This window comes from Vibrio sp. SCSIO 43140, from assembly GCF_023716585.1.
GTDB lineage: Bacteria > Pseudomonadota > Gammaproteobacteria > Enterobacterales > Vibrionaceae > Vibrio > Vibrio maritimus_B.
In genome coordinates, this window is sequence record NZ_CP071850.1 from 954,435 (window position 1) to 973,649 (window position 19,215).

Genomic DNA, 19,215 nt, shown 5'->3' on the forward strand with positions numbered 1-19,215 from the left:
TGCTAACAAGTTTATGCTCCTTTTCGTGCGTAAACAGATTCTCAGTCATGATATGCATCTTTTGGTATTTCATTGATACAAACCAGAGATTCACATTTAGTTTAATGGCATGATTTAGAAGATATTATGGGAGGGATTATGGCGGACTTGTACACTAACAGCAGCTCGAAACAGGACTTCATTCGACATGGACTAATCACTAGCGTTGAAGACGGTATGGACGTGTTTATAGCTTCTGCTTTCTTTACTGAATCAAGTGTTATCGACGAGCTGGTACAAAAAGGATGTCATATAAGGATCGTTGTTCGACTTGGTTTTCCAACGCTACCAGCAGCACTGGAAAAGCTGCTCAGTCACGATAAAGTAGAAGCTAGATTTTTCACCAGCAATTCGTTTCATCCTAAGTTCTACATCTTTGGTGACAAGAAAGTACTGCTTGGCTCTGCTAACCTTACCCGCTCAGCACTTTTATCAAACCAAGAAGTAATGGTCAGTCTTCAATCTGACGATCATAGATTTGATGAACTAAAATCATTGTTCTCAGATTACTGGGAAGAAGCATCTGTTTTAACCAAAGATGCGATTAAAGACTATCGAAGCATCTATAACAAATTCGGGAAATTGGACTCCTTAGTTAAGCAGCTAGATGACAGCGTTACTGACACTATCGGCGACAAAAACTTTTCAAACATTAGCCGTGGAAAGAAAAAAAACAACCGAAAATCAATCTTCCAAGACACTTACTACAAGTCTTATCAAGAGTCCGTTTATGCGTTTCGCTGTATTGAAGAAGTCTACAGCACCTTTGAACGAAAAATTGATGAAAGTAACATCCCATTGAGACTCGAAATCGATTCATTCTTTAGCTTTATTCGAGATAAGCATGCGACTACAGATATCTGGAAAAGACAGCCTATTGGGTGGACTGAAAGCCAAAAACTCAACATCAGAGCTCTAATAGATGAATGGCTAACTATTCATTGGAAACACTTTGAAGACACGATTGTACCGACTAACTATCCACTAATTCTTCGAGTTTTTGGTTCGGTACAATCTATCAAAACTGCGTCAATGCAGGACATTGTGGAAGCACTATGTGTTCTGCACTCATTCCATGACAGATTTAGATTCTACAAAGGTGGTCTACCCACTTTGAAGACTGCTTTCATTGAAGCCAACGACGAGTCACAAGTTAAGAAAACTCTTTGTTATCTGCTTTACGGTACAGGCGATATAGTAACTCGTATGTCGAACTGCATCCACGACTCAGAGTATGAACTAAACGAGTTTGGACCAGCTAATGTCCAAGAGCTTATAGGTTGGATCAACAAAGAAAATCTTCCCGTTATCAACGGTCGAACGACCAAAGTGTTGAGATATTTTGGTTTCGAAGTTAAACAGCTTGGCGACTAAAACATGACTATTTGATAGTTATTAGTAAGTTACATACCTTTCAGTGGTACATAATGCATATGAACTGTACAATACACGGTTCATATGCCTAGATGTTGAGATATAAATGGAAATCTTTGCTACCCCACCTTTCGTTGCTATCGCTTGGCTCTGCACCGTTGTTAGCTGTATTTACGCTTTTGTTCAAAAAAGCAACGTAACCAAAATTACGCAGAAATTCGATAATCTAAGTACTACTCACAATGAGCTAAAAGTTGAAAACAGTACGCTGCAACAAAAGTTCGAATCGTTGGAAGTTTCATACAGTGCATTACAAGTTCAAAACACTACTCTAGAACAGAAGATCGTCGAAATCGAACAGAACGATATCCACGATAACTATCAAGAAGTGCATCAAAACGGCCAGACCAACTTTAACCAAGGTGTAATCAAAGGCGACTTTGTTTACAACAAATAAGAGTTCTAGGCTTGTCTATGTGTGAAACAAGATTTGATATTCAAAAGATTGAAGGGGACTTTTACAACGTAGAGTCTCCAGAAAATAACGTTGACTCTATTATTAACGTTATCATTGGTGATATTGCATCTGCCAACGTGAGAATCGATCGAACTGATAGGTCGTTTCCCGCAAATGTTACTATGAAGATAAACCACAACATGCTCAAGACTAAGCGTCGTATTGTCTTGCAGTACAAGTCGTATTCATCCCATATTGAAAAAGCCTACACTCTTGCAGAACAAAACATAATAAATGGAAAACAAACGGCAATGGAACTGCTTAATGAAATGTACTGCAATTCATTAGATAAGTATGGCATTGACTCTTTTGAACCCGACATAGAACAAGTACGGCAGCACGCAGATGACATCATAAGCGATGTTATCAAGCAGCTCAGAAAGTTTGTGTATAGCTCAGCCAATGTAACTCAATACAAAGAACAAGTAGAAATTGGGTTAAACGTTGTTGTTGCACATGGTTTTGTTGAATGCTGCGTACTGGAGAACCCTAACAATGCTACCAACTAAAGGCTCTCACCCTGAGATGAATGTGCTCTACATTGGTGGCTTTATCTTGAAAAAGCTTCATGAGCGTAAAAGAAAGCGTATGACGATCACACAGCTAATGAAAGTCGGCACTAAAGAGCTTTCTGTGTCCGTAGACCACATAATTCTAGCGTTGGATTGGCTGTATATCATTTCTGCTATTGGCTACGATAGCAAAGAGGTTTTTATCAATGAAGCTACTTAGATTTCTCTTAGAGATTGACGGTGTAGAAACACGAGAGATACCGTTCTTAGACAACTTAAACATCATCACGAGTAAAAAGAAATCTGACGCACCTGGTAACAGCGTTGGTAAGTCAACTTTAGGCCGAATTCTCGACTACTTGTTTGATGGCTCAATTAGCCCAATTTACATTGATGATGAGTTTCAAACACCAAAGCAAGAGATTGAACAGCTTTTCACAAACAGTGAAGTATACGTATCGCTTGAATACCTTGGTCTAAATAATCAGTACAGTGTTATTAAGCGCAGACTATCTACCGACAGTGCACTGCAAAGCTACATTTTGAACGGGCAAGAAGTAACAAGCAAAGAATATATCGCGCACATTATGGGCAGTATTTTCAACGTCTACTCTGCTAAACCAACGATCAGAAAACTTGCTCCGAAGTTCTTCAGAACAACACAACACCGTATGACAAAGACTGTTAACTTTGACAACGGTAGGAACGTTAGCAAATCCGATATAAACACGGTTTTTCTGTATCTGTTCAACTTTGATGACACTGAAATACTCAGTAAAATCCACAGACTAAAGACCACCATCAAGGGCTATGATAAAAATCTGAAAGCCTTTAATAGTGTCATTTCTCAAGACAAGATTGTCGGCTCAGTCTCTAAAATAAAGAAAGAAATCGCTAAGTTAGAAAAGTCTTTATTATCCTCTGAAAAAGGCATTGATAAGCTAGAAATCGTGTCAAAAATCAACTCGATAGATGACGAGCAGAATTCACTTTCTGACCAGATTCTTTCTCTAGATTTAAAAATCAAGAACATAATTAAGACCAATGCAATACTAAAGACTAATGAACAGCATCATTTGCTCGATGAATTGCGTACCATATACGAGTATGCGTCTGTAAAGATAGAATCTACTCTTGACGATTATCAACAAGCACTCGCTTTCCATGATCATCTGTTGAGCACCAAACGAGAGTTTGTGTCGCATGGACTAGATAAACTGCAACATCAGCATGAAAAAGCAACTATCAAATTCGGCCAGTTAAAAATTCAGAAGCAAAGCCTGTTCGATGAACTGAAGTCGAAAAAGAAAATGGAAGAGATATCTGACACGGTGAAGGAAATTGGTAAGCTCGATAAAGAGTTAGCCAAACTAACAGCCATTATCGACAAAAAGGATGATATCGACTCAAAGCTAATACTTGAGCAACAAAGCTTAACTGAATTAGCTGGCGAGCTTGAAACTGAGCTCAACAACGTAACCTCTTTTGAAGAAAAGTATATTGAAAACTTCAAAGACTACACACGCAATTTCTACGGAGTTGAGTACAACTTCAGTCTTTATTTGGATCAAGAAAAGGGTGAATGCTCGCCACACGTAGACGACGTAGAATCAAACAACGAGGGCGGATTAAAAAGATTGGAAGTTGTTACATTTGACTTAGCGTACATCAAGACTGTTTGTGACCAACAAGCATTAAGACCTAACTTTGTCTTACATGATTCGATTGATGAAATCGATATACAGCACGTTCGTAAAATGTTTGATGAATCAATTCAACTATCAGGACAACACATTGTTTCTATGCTGTCAGATAAGCTTGTTGAGCAAGATTACACCAAATACAAAGAGTTCATCATCCTTGAGCTCTCTCAGGACAACAAATTCTTCAAGATATGATCGAAAGGTTGTCAGTTAGGAGGCTTTGTAGTGGAGATATCATAGAACTGATTGACTCTCCTACGAGTCTTGTTTCAATGTGACTGGACATACTTTGAGGAATGGTGAGTCAGAGTAACGCTGAAGCAGTAAGGTATAGCTTTTGTCTATCACAGCTCTTCATAATTGAGTTAATTCATCTGCTGCTAATGTAGTAAACTCACTGACTCATTATGTCCACTTTCGAGCTAGCCTCAAAGCCACGGCTAACTCGAAAGCTCCCAGCCCCACACTCAACGCTTAAACCGCCCCAACAACGACCCCCTACGAAAACATGTCGTCATCCAATCCCGTGCTGAAGCCATCGTCAAAACTGCTATAGCAACTATTATCAAAGCCTGTAGAAGTGAATTCGTCAGAGCCGTGATCAGTACATGAGCTAGAATCAGTTTCAATATCGCTATTAGCAGTACTTGAGGAGGTATCGTCTGGGTACGTGCCTTGAGACAGACTGTCGTAGCCGTACGGATTTCCCATAGTATCCAGCCCGCCAATACCTCCAACCATTGGAAGGCCTGTTGCTGGGTTAATGACGGTGTTTTCATCATCGACATTAGATTGGTTGGTAAAGTCCATCGATGCAAAATCGGTGTCGTTAGTTGGCTCATACGAGTTGCTATCGACCGAGCTTTGAGTTTGGTCTTGGTAAAATACCCAGTTTGGTTCATAGTTTGACTCCTTGGTGATAACGCCAGGTTCGATGATGCTTCCGATAGCTTCGTAACTGCGCATTTTGGTTACCAAAAACAAACCAAAGATGACTAAAGCCAGTAAAGTAAAAATGCCGCTCATACTTCCTCCCTTTGCTTGGATTGAGATAAGTTGGAGAACACTCTGCTCCTTTCATTGCTGATGCTAACACCTGGCCAAACCCCGAGAGTCCGTTTGGTGATTACTTTTTGTTCTTCAAGATAAATAGAACTGATAAGCAGCCTAGTGAACGCGTCGAAATCTATAATGTTATTATTTTTCAATAATTTAGATGGGAGTGAGTTTATTGGGACGGTTTTTACATCGGTACTGAATGGTCGTTTTGAGGGCGAATTCGCTCCAAAACCCCTCCAAAACTATTCACAAGTACCTGATTTATCGACTAAAATTTTTTGTATCTTTGACGTGAAAATTGGCCAAAATTAGGTGTTAACTCTATGAATAATAAAAAGAAACCATCGATTCTAGTTGTATGCATGGGCAACATCTGTCGCTCCCCGACCGGAGAGGCCGTATTACGTGCTCGAGCAGAGCAAGCCGGTATTGACGTCGAAATCGATTCTGCGGGTACCATCGGTTATCACCAAGGCAATCCGCCAGATTCCAGAGCTAAAAAAGCAGGAGAGGCGCGCGGTTACTCGTTTGCTGGCATCCGAGCTCGTCAGGTCACCGATGATGATTTTGAAGACTTCGATATGATTCTGGCGGCTGACAAAGATAACTTGGCTGATCTAAAGCAGCGTTGTCCTCGCCATTTACAGTACAAACTCTCCCTTTTTCTTAGTCATGGTTCGTCTAGCTACAAAGAGATCCCAGATCCCTATTACGGCGGCGACCAAGGGTTTGAGTTGGTATTGGATTTGATTGAGGACGCATCGGATAGCGTATTGGCGAAGTTTACTTAGCGTTTGACGTGTTATTCGATCCCGATCGGGGAACTGAGACCTTATTTGAGCCTGAGGTATCAGCTCCCCTAGTTGTACGCTACCTAGGCTTTACAGCACAAAGAACAGACCAGCAAGGCAAGCACTCATTAGGTTAGCGAGTGTGCCGGCAAGAACGGCTTTAATGCCAAGGCTTGCGACATCTGAGCGGCGTTCTGGTGCCATAGAGGCAATCGCACCAATCTGAATCGCGATGGACGCGATGTTGGCGAAACCGCAAAGTGCGAAGGTGATGATGACCTGAGTTTTGTCAGACAGCATGGCTTTTGCTTCGACAAAGTTGATGAAGGCAACAAACTCATTCAAGATTACTTTTTGACCGATAAATGAACCTGCCGTAAGTACTTCACTAGAGTCCACGCCAATTAGCCAAGCAACAGGCGCAAACACGAAGCCAAATAGTAGCTCCAGTGTCATACCTTCACCACCAAACCAGCCAGTGATGGACTCAATCGCAGCATTGAGCATCGCAATGACACTGATGAAGGCGACAAGCATAGTTCCGACGGCAACCGCGACTCTCATGCCGTTCATTGCGCCAGCAGCGAGCGCATCGATGATGTTGCTTTGCTTGCTGTCATCGAGTTCGATATCGCTATAGTCAGACGGTGTTTGTTGCTCTGGTACAAGAAGCTTCGCCATCATCAAAGAACCAGGAGCTGCCATAAAGCTTGCGGCGATGAGGTACTTAAGCTCAACGCCAAGTCCTGCGTAACCGCCAAGCACGCTTCCTGCGACCGACGCCATACCACCTGCCATAACTGCAAATAGCTCTGACCGTGTCATTGTGCCTAGAAACGGGCGAATAAGCAGTGGTGATTCACTTTGCGAAAGGAAAATGTTGCCTGTAGCAACCAGCGACTCAGCTTTGCTAGTGCCAAGGAACTTTTGCAGGCCGCCACCGATAATACGAATAGCCAGTTGCATGATGCCAAGGTGATAAAGCGCGGCAATCAACGCACTGATAACGACTATGATTGGTAGAACGCGAATGGCAAACACGAAACCGTTTGTCGCTAAGTCACCAAATAGGAACTGAATGCCACGGTCAGAGAAGCTGAGTATGGTGGCGACGCCACTGCTCATAGCGCCGAGAATATCTTTGCCAAGGGGAAATGCGAGAACAAATGCAGCGACGAGTGATTGCAGAAGTAGGGCGCGAAGTACGGTGTTCCAGTTGATCGCTGACCGTTTTTCAGAGAACAGGTACGCGATAGCAATAAGAGAGACGATGCCGAGTAGGCTAGAGAGAATGGCGATCATTGAGCAGCACCTCCAAACAGTTGAGTGGTAGATGTGCCAAAGTGATACCAAGAAGCCGCCAATGATGGACGGGGAAACCACACAATGTGGTATGTGTTGAATAAAGTTGTCATTGAGTAACCTTTACAAGCTGTGAAATAAGCTGGTCCGATTCCTTGGGGTCATTCACAGGTCCATGGTGACGGCTTGTATTGGTTGTGTTCAGGCTTTCACCTGACAAACGGCGCGGGATTATATAGAAAAAAGTTGTGAATGCACGTGAAAATCACGCGAAGTGTTTTAAATGGTGATAAAACGAACGACGATGTATTGATAGGAGCGACAGTTCAGACTGTAGAGAGAGGATAAAGGCTGCGTGAAACTCAACACGCAGCCTATAGAAGTTAACGAGTGGGGATGGGCTATTTACTCATCTCACCACGAAGAACTTCGAGCATTTGAGACTTAACTTCTTCGTAGCTAAGGTTTTGACTCAGCAAGTAGTGAAGCTTCGCTAGGGCCGCCTCTGGGGTCATATCGAAGCCACTGATTACACCCGCGTCAGCGAGTGCACAGCCTGTTGCATAACCACCCATGTTGACTTTACCCGCGAGACACTGAGTCAGGTTTACCACAATAACACCGCGCTCAGATGCTTCTTTAAGATGACCAAGCAGCTCAGGATTTTGCGGCGCGTTGCCGACACCGAAGGTCAATAGAATCATTGCATTGACCGGCTGTAGTAGGGTGTTTCGAATAACCTCATGAGAGATACCAGGGTACATGGTTATGACGCCAATTGGTTGAGGCGTAATATCATGCACCTTAAACTCACCTTCTGGTGCTTTATTGATTTCAACACCACTGCTGAGCTGAATGTTGATACCCGCTTCTAGCAATGGTGGTAGATTTGGCGATGTAAACGCGTTGAAGCCATCTGCGTGTGATTTCGTGCTGCGGTTACCGCGCATCAGCTGATTGTTGAAGAACAAAGTCACTTCATTGATTGGATAGTTTGCAGCGATGTGCAGGGCATTCAAAAGGTTAGCCTGACCATCTGAGCGCAGCTCCGCGAGTGGGATCTGTGAGCCTGTCACAATCACAGGCTTACCTAAGTTCTCCAACATGAAAGAGAGAGCTGACGCTGTATACGCCATTGTGTCTGTACCATGCAGAATTACAAAACCATCGTACTTGTCGTAGTTGTCGCGAATATCATCGGCGATCTGTTGCCAATCTGCAGGCGTCATATCAGACGAGTCGATCAGCGGCTCGTACTCATGGATAGTAAACTCTGGCATTTCTGGTCGATGGAACTCTGGCATGCTCGCCAACTGTTTTTCCATAAATCCAGCTACCGGAATGTAGCCATGGTCGGACTTTTGCATGCCGATTGTGCCGCCAGTGTAGGCGATGTAGATGTGTTTTCTCGTCATGACAGACATCACTTTGTTAGTCGGGGGGAACAGATGGGGGCGATTATAACCAAAACAAATAAAAGAGCCACCAATCGGTGGCTCTGAATCACGGTTTTGCTGATGAGACCTCTATTGGACGTTACAAGTCAGGCACAGCACGTAATGACCTTTCGGGTCATTGAAGCTCTCCATGAGCGAAGCATGTTGCTTAAGCTCGTTTGCCACTGGCAATAAGCTTTGAGGGATCCAAGAGGAGATATCAAGTCCCAAACTCACGTGTACTTGCTTCATCAGGTCTTGCACAAATTGTTGTGCAGGGCTTAGTGGCTCTTCAACAAACATCACATCGTATTGTTCTAAGCTTGCTAACTCGGCCGCAAGAGCAATCGCATCGTCAAAGTCGCCAATCTTATCGATAAGACCGTGGTCAAGTGCATCTTGTCCTGTCCATACTCGGCCCTGCGCTACATCATCGACTTCTGTCACGGACATATCGCGATTATCGGACACTAGTGAGATAAAGCGTTTGTAACCATGCTCAATACCCATTTGGAAGGCTTGTGAAGCGCCTTCATTGATGCCTCGAGTGATCCCTACGCCGGAGAATGGCGTCGTGCCGACACCATCAGTATTGACGCCAATATTGTTCAAACCTTTTTCGAACGTCGTTATGACGCTAAAGATACCAATCGAGCCAGTAATCGTGGTTGGCTGTGCCATGATTTGCGATGCACTCATGGAGATCCAATAACCACCAGATGCTGCCACACTTGACATCGAAACGACGACAGGTTTGCCGGCGTCTTTTAGTGCCTGAACTTCGTTACGAATCACTTCGGATGCAAATGCGCTGCCCCCCGGGCTATCAACGCGAAGTACCACAGATTTTACACTGTCATCCTCACGGGCTTGTTTGAGAAGCGCTGCTGTTGTGTCACCACCTATGGTGCCGCGTGGCTGCTCACCATCCATAATTGACCCGCTTGCAACAACAACGGCTACTTGGCTATCTGGATTGTCAGGAAAATCAAAAGGTACTGACGCGAGATATTCATAGTAACCTACTGCATTGAAGCCGCCGTCACCGTCGCTGCCGAACTCCTCAACCATAGCGTCATTGACTTGCTGCTTAGTCGCGAGTTCATCAACCAATCCCATCTCTTTAGACAGCGCCGCTAGGTCACCATCTACCTTTTTGAGTGACGCCAAAAAATCATCCATGCTCGGCGTTAGCACACCGGGGGCAATTTCACGATTGGTTGAAACATCATCGACATAGGCTCCCCATAGCTGTCCAACCCAACGAGTTGCATTGGCTTTAGCGTCTTCAGACATATCGTCGCGAAGGAAAGGCTCGACAGCAGATTTGTAGGTTCCGACACGAAAAACATGAGTCGTTACGTCGAGCTTTTCGAGAAGCGTCTTAAAGTACATAGAGTAGGCGCTGTAGCCTTTGACTAACACTGCGCCATCTGGCGCCAGATAGACTTTATCTGCATAGCTCGCCAGATAGTATTGGCTTTGGTTGTAGAACGCGCCGTAGGCATACACGGGTTTACCGGTTGCTTTGAATTCGTTGATCGCTTTAGCAATGTAACGCAGTTTCGTCAGGCTGGTTTCTGGCATGTCACGGAGTGATAGCACCAGTCCGGTCACTTTCTCATCTTGCGACGCGTGACGAATGGTATCGACAACATCGAACAGCACATTTTCTTTAGGAAGATCTTGCCCAAACAGCGATCCCGTAAACGAATCCATCGGGTTAACGTAGGTGCTTTGCTCAACTATTGGTCCAGATAGATTCATAACCAACGCAGACGCTTTGGTTTCGACTTTTGCAGGTGCGTCGCTTTGCGTCAAAGCAAAGTAAAACACAGCGATCATGGCGAAGAAAAACAGATTCACAATGGCAAGTCTAGTGAAGTTAATTAACTTCCATATGCCTTTGAAAATCATACCTATAAAACGGAATACTTTTTTCATTGTCTCTCCACATCACACGTCCGGTGAGTGTTCATTTCCCTAAACATCAATTACTAGTGTAGCGCTGAGGTTAATAATTCGCTGTATGAATAGTGTAATTGTACGTGTAAGTTGCCGATATCTATCAGCGAGGGGTTAAGTGAATATAAATTAGAGACTTAACATACTAGATGAAGTTCAAAGATTCAGAAAGTTTTTCTGCTTATGTTGTCAGAATGTAAACGCTAGTTTGATTTTTTAACCTTTCCATAATATTCTGGTCAGACCACAACAAAAACAATGGAAGTGATGTCAGCCATGTACCCGAACTTACTTAAGCCACTGGATTTAGGATTCACTCAACTCAAAAACCGAGTACTTATGGGATCAATGCACACTGGTCTCGAAGAGCACAAAGAAGGTTTACACAAGCTTGCTGCATTCTATGAAGAGCGTGCAAAAGGTGGGGTTGGGCTGATAGTGACAGGCGGTTTTGCGCCTAACCTTCGCGGTCGACTCGCACCATTTGCGGCAGAATTTAGTAAGCCTAAACATGCCAAAGCACACAAAGTGGTGACAGAAGCAGTTCATAAGCATGGCGGTAAGATAGCACTGCAAATCCTTCACGCAGGTCGCTATGGCTATCATCCATTTTCACAAAGTGCTTCCAAGATTAAATCACCGATTACCCCTTTTGCTCCAAGTGAAATGAGCAGTCGCCAGATCTGGAAAACCATTGATGCTTACGCTAACAGCGCTGCTCTAGCAAGAGAGGCAGGCTATGACGGTGTGGAAATCATGGGCTCGGAAGGCTATTTCATCAACCAATTCATCTGCCAGCGCACGAACGTTCGTTACGATGAATGGGGTGGTAGTTATGACAATCGTATTCGCTTGCCGCTAGAGATAGTCAAAGCCGTGCGTGCTGCCGTTGGTGAAGATTTCATTATTATTTTCCGCCTTTCGATGCTGGACTTAGTTGAGCAAGGCAGTACTTTTGAAGAGGTGGTGCAGCTCGGTAAAGCACTAGAGCAAGCAGGCGTGACCATAATCAACACCGGCATTGGCTGGCACGAAGCGAAGGTTCCAACAATTGCAACCCAAGTGCCGCGCGGTGCCTTTACGTGGGTAACAGAAAAGATTCGCCCGCACCTTTCTATCCCTGTTATTACGACTAACCGAATCAACACGCCCGATGAAGCCGAGCGCATACTTTCATCCGGTCATGCCGATATAGTTTCTATGGCGAGACCGTTCTTGGCCGATCCACATTTTGTTGCCAAAGCCGAGCAGGGTGAGGCGCATTTCATCAATACGTGTATCGGTTGTAACCAAGCGTGTTTGGACAATGCCTTTAAAGGCAAGCGAGCGACCTGTTTAGTCAACCCACAAGCGTGTTACGAAACTGACTTGATCATTAAAAAGACGGTGAACAGCAAAAACATTGCAGTTGTTGGGGCAGGGCCTGCGGGACTTGCTTGTGCAACCACGCTAGCTGAGAAGGGGCATTCGGTTGACCTATTCGAGAAGAACGATCGCATTGGTGGTCAGTTCCGACTTGCCATGCAGATACCAGGTAAAGAAGAGTTTAGAGAAACGATTCGTTACTTCGCCAACCGTATCGCCCAAACTGGCGTTAAGCTCCACCTAGAAACCGAAGCCACCGCTGATCTCCTAAAAGAATACGATGAAGTCGTGATGGCGACCGGTGTGAAACCGAGAATGCCTAAAATGGAAGGTATCGACAATAAAGATAAGGTTATCGACTATCAAACAGTGATTCGTGACAAGACGTATCTAGGCGAGAATGTCGCTATTATGGGCGCTGGTGGTATTGGTATTGATATCGCAAGCATGATTACCGAGCCGCACGGCCAGACTCTGGATGACTGGTTATACGAATGGGGTATCGATAAAAACCTTGAACACCCTGGTGGGCTGTATCCGTTCCCAGATTCAACGACCAGTACTAACGTGTGGGTGATGCAGCGTAAAGAAGGGCGAGTAGGTAAAGGTCCCGGTAAGACAACGGGCTGGATACACAAGAAGACGCTTGAAAAACGGGGTGTGCACCTACTTGGTGGAGTGTCTTACGACAAGATCGATGACAAGGGTCTACACATTACCGTTAAAGGAGAGACGAAACTGATTCCGGCGGACAAAGTGGTTGTTTGTGCGGGACAAGAATCCGTCAAGCCGTTTGAAAATGAGTGGCCAGATTTCGGTGATAAACTGCACGTCATTGGCGGAGCTGACTACGCTGGTGAGCTTGATGCAGTGCGCGCAATTCGCCAGGGAGTGGAGCTGGCAGCCAAGCTGTAGCGCTTCATTTAAACCATTTAGGGAGAGGCAACAGGTCACTAATTGAGATCGGTTCTCATTGTAAGTGCGTAGACGTTAACATTTTGTTATTATAACGAAACGATAATAACCATAAGAGGGACGCGTTATGGATGCTTTAGACCTGTTGCTCAACCGACGTTCAATTGCCAAACTTTCAGACCCCGCGCCAGAAGGGGTTGCTCTAGAAAATATCATCAAAGCGGGGCTGCGTGCCCCAGACCACGCTGGTCTTACGCCATGGCGTTTTGTGTTAGCACAAGGGGAAGGCAGACAAAAACTCGCCAATATCCTTAGCGAAGCTGCAACACTCGCAGGTAGCGAGCAAGCAGTAATTGAGAAGGCTCAAAAAGCCCCGTTTCGAGCGCCACTCGTTATCACAGTGATCGCTAAGGTCACCCCACACGAGAAAGTCCCTGCAATTGAGCAGCATCTTTCAGCGGGTTGTGCGGTACAGGCGATGCAGATGGCTGCCGTTGCTCAGGGCTTTCAAGCGTTTTGGCGCTCAGGCAAGTGGATGTTTGATGATCATGTTCGTCAGGCGTTTGAGCTGGAGGGGCAAGATCAGATCGTCGGCTTCCTCTACGTTGGCACTCCTGGCTGCACACCAATGAAAGTACCCGAGCGAGAACTGGGTAAATTCGTTCACTTTCTTTAAAGCGATACCTTCTTAGAAGGGTCCCCAAAACTAACTGGCTATTTATACAGTTTTTTCTTGATTCTCAAAGGTAAGCTTAGTTAAGCTTACCTTTATTATTTCTAGAAACCGCCACATCTATGACACGTCTCTTTATTGCAGAAAAACCTAGCCTCGGCCGAGCTATTGCGGCTGCATTACCTAATCCTCAGAAGAAAGGCGATGGTTTTATCCAGTGTGGCAATGGTGACGTTGTGACCTGGTGCATTGGTCACTTGTTGGAGCAAGTTGAGCCAGATGCTTACGATGAGCGTTACAAAAAGTGGAATCTAGCGGACCTTCCTATTGTTCCTCAGCAATGGCAACTTCGTCCTCGAAAGAGCGCTTCTAAACAGCTAACGGCGGTCAAGAAGCTGCTTAAAACCGCCACTTCAATAGTCAACGCAGGCGACCCAGATAGAGAAGGGCAACTGCTGGTCGATGAGGTCATTGACTATTGTAAGGTCTCAAAAGCCAAAAAAGAGTCAGCGCAGCGACTTCTTATCAGCGACTTGAACTTGCCTGCGGTTAAGAAGGCGCTCAATGGAATGAGATTGAACAAAGAGTTTATTCCGCTCTCAGTGTCTGCGCTTGCACGCTCTCGTGCTGATTGGTTGTATGGAATGAACATGTCTCGCGCATACACCTTGTTGGGTCAAAAAGCGGGTTACCAAGGCGTACTCTCCGTTGGCCGCGTTCAAACGCCAGTTCTGGGGTTAGTGGTTCGCCGTGATGAAGAAATCGAAAACTTCATTCCTAAAGACTATTTCACGTTGCATGCATTGATCCCATATCAAGACACCGGTCCTGCTTTTGATATTCGAGCTAAATGGCGTCCAAGTGAGGCGTGTAAGCCTTGGCAGGATGAGGAAGGTCGCGTACTCAATTGCAAATTGGTCGAGAACGTGGCTGAGCGTATCAAAGGTCAGCCCGCGAAAGTGGTTAAGTCGGAACACAAGTCGACGAAGCAAAATGCTCCCTTACCGTATTCATTGTCAGCACTGCAGATTGACGCCGCAAAGCGCTACAACATGAGTGCTCAACAGGTATTGGATGTCTGTCAGGCATTGTATGAGAAACACAAGCTCATTACCTATCCACGCTCCGATAACCGCTACCTTCCTAAAGATCACTTCTACCAAGCTAATGACGTCTTGGCAGCGATAAAGAACAACAGCAAAGAATACGCCTCGGCAGTAGATAACGCAGATAGCAGTCGTAAATCCAAGGCTTGGAATGACAGCAAAGTCGACGCGCACCACGCGATCATCCCCACGCCAAAGAAAACCAGCATGGTATTGTCTGGGTTTGAGGAAAAGGTTTACGGTCTGATTGCGAGACAATACGTGATGCAGTTTTACCCGCCTGCCGTCTATGCAGAAGCGATGCTGGAATTTGACATTCAGGGGGGGCAATTTGTGGCTAAAGGTAAGCGCCTTCAAGAGCCCGGCTGGCGCGTGTTGTTAGGCAACAGTGCTAATGACCAAGAAGAAGGTGTCGATGCGGTTCCTCCGCTAGAAGTAGGCACGGTTCTCACTTGTCGTGAAGGCGAGATTGGTGAGAAGAAAACCGAGCCACCAAGACAGTTCACAGAGGCGACCCTACTGCAAGCGATGACAGGCATCAGTCGTTTCGTTGAAGATAAGTCCCTTAAGAAAATCCTTCGCGATACCGATGGTATTGGCACAGAAGCCACGCGCGCAGGTATCTTAGACACACTATTTAAACGTCAGCTATTGAAACGCCAAGGGAAGTCGGTACTCAGCACGCCTGCGGGTCGAGGGCTTATTCATGCTTTACCAGATGAATCAACGTACCCAGATATGACGGCTCATTGGGAGTTTCAGCTACAAGGTATGGCGGAGAAGACGCAGTCATATGGTCCCTTTATGTCGGAGCTTAACGGCAAGCTTGATCAATTAATGAATCAAGTTAAAACGGGCCCCGTTCCTGAGTCGTTAAGGAATTTGCCGAAAGTCGAAAAACCCGCATTTAAAAAGTACAAAAAACGCCGCAGTGCGGGCGGAACCGCAAAGCGACGTAGTAAGTAACACTAGATCTGGTGGTTAGTTACCAAGGTAACTCCGTGCCATCATAGTTAAGGAAGCGACCGGAATCAGCGATAGAGGCTTGGCGGATAACGTTAAACAGCCCTTGCGCGGATGTTGTCGTTGAGATCAGCGCGTTGGGTCCGCCCATTTCGGTCTGTACCCAACCTGGATGCAGCGCTAAAACGGTAAACCCTTGCGAGGATAGGTCATTGCTCAGGCTCTTCACTACCGAGTTAAGTGCTGCTTTTGAAGAGCGATAGATATAGCCGCCGCCTGAGGTGTTTTCTGTCATGCTTCCTACCTTTGACGAGAGGCAAGCAATCATCTTAGTGGGTGAGTTTTGAAGCTTGGGATAAAGTAGCTCAACCAATTTAAGTGGCGCTATGGTGTTGATCTCAAGTACTTTCCGCCATTCATCTAAGTCCGTGTTTCCAAACCCATAGCCTTTCGGACCGTAGTAGCCAGCATTGTTTATAAAAATATCGAGGTCAGGTAGCGTTTGCGCTAATTTTGCGACAGCCTCGTAATGGGTTACATCCAGCGTGTAAGTCGATAGGTTTGATTCGCTGACTTCTAACGAGAGAAGCTCAAGGGCGTCACTAGGACTTCGATAGGTGGCGTGGACTTGATACCCAGACTCTAAATACTTTTTCGTCAGGGCGAGACCGATACCACGATTGGCTCCAGTAATGAATACGGTTTTCATGTTGCTCTCCTAGCGCTAGTATGACGCGTGACCTTTTTAATTCAGACGTTTAATTGAGAATAGAATACTTTGATTCCATTGATCTATCACCCTATTTACTCAGCGCTCGATCTCCCCGAAGGGCACCGCTATCCAATTCGTAAGTATGAATTGTTGTATAAGGCGATATTAGAGGCGCACCCCGAGAAATCATGGTCCCCCTTTCAGTTCTTCGAGCCAAGCGCTGTGAGCGCTGAAACAATTAAACAGACCCACTGTGGTAACTATACCGATGAGTTAGTGTTAGGGACGCTGCCAGCGGCGAAAATGCGCCGTATTGGCTTTCCTTGGAGTGAGCGGCTGATAGAACGCACGTTAACCTCTACAGGTGGCACGATGTTGACGGTTGAAAAAGCATTTGAACAAGGCATCGCCATCCATTTAAGTGGAGGTTACCACCACGCTCATTTTAATTATGGCAGTGGTTTTTGTTTGTTTAATGACCTAGCCGTTGCGGCGCAACACGCCCTTAAAACGGGTGCGGACAAAGTGTTGATCGTCGATAGTGATGTTCATCATGGTGATGGTACGGCCTCTTTAATGAGCGACAATCCAAACATTGTGACGCTGTCATTACACTGCGATAAGAACTTTCCGGCGCGCAAACCGAATTCTGATTTTGACGTCCCTTTTTCACGAGGAACGAAAGACAAAGAATTTTTAGAGGGCTTTCAACAAGTAGTCCAGCTTGCACTCGATCTCCATCAACCTGATATCGTCATATTTGATGCTGGTGTAGACATTCACCAAGATGATGAGCTAGGTTTTCTGGAGGTGAGTCTCGAGGGTATTAAAGCGCGTGATAGTTGGATGCTGTCGACCTGCTACCAACGAGGCATTCCGATTGCGTGTGTGATAGGGGGAGGTTATCGCAGTCAACATGCTGATTTAGTACCGATTCATTATTCACTGATCGAGGCAGCCGCCCAACTTAAGGAGATTCCATGAAACATCGCATTCGTGCTGCAGGGATAGCAGTTAAAGATAATTGTGTTTTGATGCTGCGAGTTCAAGACCCATACTCAGGCGAGTATTGGATTCCGCCAGGTGGTGGTTTTGAAGAGGGTGATGTCAGTACTAAACAGGGCTTGAAGCGAGAATTTAAAGAAGAGACCAATCTGGATGTTGCGGTGGGTGAGCTCATTTGCGTTCGGGAGTTTTATGAAACCTCCGCAGAGCGCTACCATGTCGAGCTCTTTTATCACATTACAGAATGGACAGGTGACGCCAACTTGCAGAATCTGCAAGGTTTAAACGATGAGGAGTATATTCAGGAGGTCGTCTGGCTACCTATCGAAAAGCTCTCAGAGTATAAAACCTTTCCAGCCAATCTTTGTGAAGAGGTGCTGTCTATCATTGAAAAGGGTCATTACGCCAAACATTTAGGTAGTTATGTTCAAGGCGAAGGTGAGAGCATCAACCGTCTTGAAGGTAACGAGTGACTCACTGAATCGACTACAAAGCTACGCTACTATGGATAAATACAGCGTAGAGCGCTATTATGCGCAGCCAAAGTTGACCTGCTAGACCATGAAGAGCCCGATATGAACAGGAAAAAGAAGATCAATCAGATCTTGAAAGCCAAAGCCAAGAAAGCCAATGCGAAAAAGCAGAAGAGCAACAAGCCGCGTTATATCTCGAAGGCTGAGCGTGCCAAAATGGAAGCAGAAGAAGCATCGAGTCCAGAGTTGGTTGCTGATGTTCAACCGACTAACGATGAGCAGAATGAAAAAGGCGCTACTGAGTAGCGCCTTTACTGTATCTGGGCGGTGCTATTGAGACCGACCTCGTCAACTTAATCGACGATAGTGACCTTTTCTATCTTGATGGTATCAAGCGGCACGTCTTCATGACCCTTCTTAATGCCTGTCATGGCTTTCCCTATGTTATTGACGATATCCATGCCAGATGTCACTTTTCCGAATACAGCGTAGCCCCAACCGTTGTTGGTTTTCGCGGTATGGTCCAGAAAGTCGTTGTCATCGAGGTTAATAAAGAACTGTGCTGCGGCCGAATGCGGGGCGTCGGTGCGAGCGAAAGCAATAGTGCCAGTCGTGTTTTTTAGTCCGCGATTTGCTTCATTAGCAATCGGGGCGTGAGTATCCTTTTCGGTCATATCTTCAGTGTGACCACCACCCTGAATCATAAAGCCATCAATCACGCGATGGAAAATCGTGCCTTCATAGAATCCCTCTTCACAATAACGGAGAAAGTTCTTTGAACTCACTGGTGCTCGTTCCATGTTTAGCTCAATTTCGATGTCGCCATAGGTGGTGGTTAAGATAATCATTGTATGTTCTCTGAGGTGGGGTTGTAGCTGATTGTAGCAGGTTTCAAGAACTAGGTTTTGAAGGGCTAGAAATGAAAAAAGCCGCTGAATAATCAGCGGCTTCTTCGAATGTGGCGGAGAGATAGGGATTTGAACCCTAGAACCGCTATTAACGGTTGCCGGTTTTCAAGACCGGTGCTTTCGACCACTCAGCCATCTCTCCGTGTTGATGCGCATAATAATGGGCATCTCACTGTTTGTAAACCCTTAATTTTACTGTTTGCTTTAATTATAAGCAGTTGAGGCAAATTAATGGTTTGGGTGTCTAAAAACTACACATATGAGTAGTAAAAAGCCCCAAGATTTCTCTTGGGGCTGAAATATGGTCGGACTGACTGGATTTGAACCAGCGACCCCCGACACCCCATGACGGTGCGCTACCAAGCTGCGCTACAGTCCGATGGGATCAATCTAAACC

Annotated in this window: 18 protein-coding genes and 2 tRNA genes; 12 read left to right on the forward strand and 8 right to left on the reverse strand. The window is 45.4% G+C overall.

Annotated features, from left to right (window positions below):
• Positions 1-138: 138 nt before the first annotated feature.
• The 5 genes from J4N45_RS04590 (at position 139) to J4N45_RS04610 (ending at position 4,340) form a co-directional block, all read left to right on the forward strand.
• A complete protein-coding gene (locus J4N45_RS04590; protein WP_252013795.1) occupies positions 139-1,413 on the forward strand; it encodes a phospholipase D-like domain-containing protein in 1,275 nt (424 codons plus the stop codon).
• 106 nt (positions 1,414-1,519) lie between these two features.
• Entirely contained in the window at positions 1,520-1,870 is a 351-nt protein-coding gene (locus J4N45_RS04595) for a hypothetical protein (protein WP_252013796.1), read from the forward strand.
• Positions 1,871-1,887: 17 nt separating this feature from the next.
• A complete protein-coding gene (locus J4N45_RS04600) occupies positions 1,888-2,439 on the forward strand; it encodes a hypothetical protein (RefSeq protein WP_252013797.1) in 552 nt (183 codons plus the stop codon).
• The gene (locus tag J4N45_RS04605; protein ID WP_019282689.1) at positions 2,426-2,662 is read left to right on the forward strand and encodes an ABC-three component system middle component 6; all 237 of its coding nucleotides are present in this window, start codon (positions 2,426-2,428) and stop codon (positions 2,660-2,662) included. The genes J4N45_RS04600 and J4N45_RS04605 overlap by 14 nt, the downstream gene beginning before the upstream one ends.
• Positions 2,649-4,340: a DUF2326 domain-containing protein gene (locus J4N45_RS04610; protein ID WP_252013798.1), complete on the forward strand. Its 1,692-nt coding sequence runs from the start codon at positions 2,649-2,651 to the stop codon at positions 4,338-4,340. Before J4N45_RS04605 ends, J4N45_RS04610 begins: the two co-directional genes overlap by 14 nt.
• Positions 4,341-4,643: 303 nt before the next feature.
• Here the strand turns inward: J4N45_RS04610 and J4N45_RS04615 are convergent, their stop codons facing one another.
• Positions 4,644-5,171, reverse strand: coding sequence for a hypothetical protein (locus J4N45_RS04615; protein WP_252013799.1), 528 nt, complete (start codon positions 5,169-5,171; stop codon positions 4,644-4,646).
• Positions 5,172-5,527: 356 nt separating this feature from the next.
• On the opposite strand from J4N45_RS04615, the gene J4N45_RS04620 reads away from it, so the two are divergent.
• Positions 5,528-5,995 (forward strand): low molecular weight protein-tyrosine-phosphatase, encoded by a 468-nt coding sequence (locus tag J4N45_RS04620; RefSeq protein WP_252013800.1) that lies wholly within the window; start codon positions 5,528-5,530, stop codon positions 5,993-5,995.
• A gap of 90 nt (positions 5,996-6,085) precedes the next feature.
• Here the strand turns inward: J4N45_RS04620 and J4N45_RS04625 are convergent, their stop codons facing one another.
• The 3 genes from J4N45_RS04625 to sppA form a co-directional block, all read right to left on the reverse strand.
• Complete coding sequence (locus tag J4N45_RS04625; RefSeq protein ID WP_252014651.1) at positions 6,086-7,294, reverse strand: NupC/NupG family nucleoside CNT transporter; 1,209 nt, start codon at positions 7,292-7,294, stop codon at positions 6,086-6,088.
• Between the two features lie 404 nt (positions 7,295-7,698).
• On the reverse strand, positions 7,699-8,712 hold the full coding sequence (ansA, locus tag J4N45_RS04630) for an asparaginase (protein ID WP_128649069.1): 1,014 nt from the start codon (positions 8,710-8,712) through the stop codon (positions 7,699-7,701).
• A gap of 111 nt (positions 8,713-8,823) precedes the next feature.
• Entirely contained in the window at positions 8,824-10,677 is a 1,854-nt protein-coding gene (sppA, locus tag J4N45_RS04635; protein ID WP_252013801.1) for a signal peptide peptidase SppA, read from the reverse strand.
• Between the two features lie 297 nt (positions 10,678-10,974).
• Here sppA and J4N45_RS04640 point away from each other — a divergent pair, with 297 nt between their 5' ends.
• The 3 genes from J4N45_RS04640 (at position 10,975) to J4N45_RS04650 (ending at position 15,723) form a co-directional block, all read left to right on the forward strand.
• Complete coding sequence (locus J4N45_RS04640) at positions 10,975-12,978, forward strand: 2,4-dienoyl-CoA reductase FMN-binding domain-containing protein (protein ID WP_503056849.1); 2,004 nt, start codon at positions 10,975-10,977, stop codon at positions 12,976-12,978.
• A gap of 127 nt (positions 12,979-13,105) precedes the next feature.
• Positions 13,106-13,654 carry an NAD(P)H nitroreductase gene (locus J4N45_RS04645; RefSeq protein ID WP_252013802.1) on the forward strand — a complete coding sequence of 183 codons (549 nt, stop codon included), beginning with the start codon at positions 13,106-13,108 and terminating at the stop codon, positions 13,652-13,654.
• A 119-nt stretch (positions 13,655-13,773) separates the two neighbouring features.
• On the forward strand, positions 13,774-15,723 hold the full coding sequence (locus J4N45_RS04650) for a DNA topoisomerase III (protein ID WP_252013803.1): 1,950 nt from the start codon (positions 13,774-13,776) through the stop codon (positions 15,721-15,723).
• Positions 15,724-15,742: 19 nt separating this feature from the next.
• On the opposite strand, the gene J4N45_RS04655 is transcribed toward J4N45_RS04650, so the two are convergent.
• Positions 15,743-16,429, reverse strand: coding sequence for an SDR family oxidoreductase (locus J4N45_RS04655; RefSeq protein ID WP_252013804.1), 687 nt, complete (start codon positions 16,427-16,429; stop codon positions 15,743-15,745).
• Positions 16,430-16,498: 69 nt separating this feature from the next.
• On the opposite strand from J4N45_RS04655, the gene J4N45_RS04660 reads away from it, so the two are divergent.
• The 3 genes from J4N45_RS04660 to J4N45_RS04670 all read left to right on the forward strand — a co-directional run bounded on the left by J4N45_RS04660 (position 16,499) and on the right by J4N45_RS04670 (position 18,216).
• Complete coding sequence (locus tag J4N45_RS04660; protein WP_252013805.1) at positions 16,499-17,416, forward strand: histone deacetylase family protein; 918 nt, start codon at positions 16,499-16,501, stop codon at positions 17,414-17,416.
• The gene (locus tag J4N45_RS04665; protein ID WP_252013806.1) at positions 17,413-17,910 is read left to right on the forward strand and encodes an NUDIX domain-containing protein; all 498 of its coding nucleotides are present in this window, start codon (positions 17,413-17,415) and stop codon (positions 17,908-17,910) included. The genes J4N45_RS04660 and J4N45_RS04665 overlap by 4 nt, the downstream gene beginning before the upstream one ends.
• A gap of 102 nt (positions 17,911-18,012) precedes the next feature.
• Positions 18,013-18,216, forward strand: coding sequence for a DUF2986 domain-containing protein (locus J4N45_RS04670; RefSeq protein ID WP_252013807.1), 204 nt, complete (start codon positions 18,013-18,015; stop codon positions 18,214-18,216).
• A gap of 47 nt (positions 18,217-18,263) precedes the next feature.
• Here the strand turns inward: J4N45_RS04670 and J4N45_RS04675 are convergent, their stop codons facing one another.
• From J4N45_RS04675 to J4N45_RS04685, 3 genes are all read right to left on the reverse strand, one after another.
• The gene (locus tag J4N45_RS04675; RefSeq protein WP_252013808.1) at positions 18,264-18,758 is read right to left on the reverse strand and encodes a peptidylprolyl isomerase; all 495 of its coding nucleotides are present in this window, start codon (positions 18,756-18,758) and stop codon (positions 18,264-18,266) included.
• 111 nt (positions 18,759-18,869) lie between these two features.
• Positions 18,870-18,960 (reverse strand) — tRNA-Ser (locus J4N45_RS04680).
• Positions 18,961-19,120: 160 nt separating this feature from the next.
• Positions 19,121-19,197: transfer RNA gene (locus J4N45_RS04685), tRNA-Pro, on the reverse strand.
• Positions 19,198-19,215: the final 18 nt, after the last annotated feature.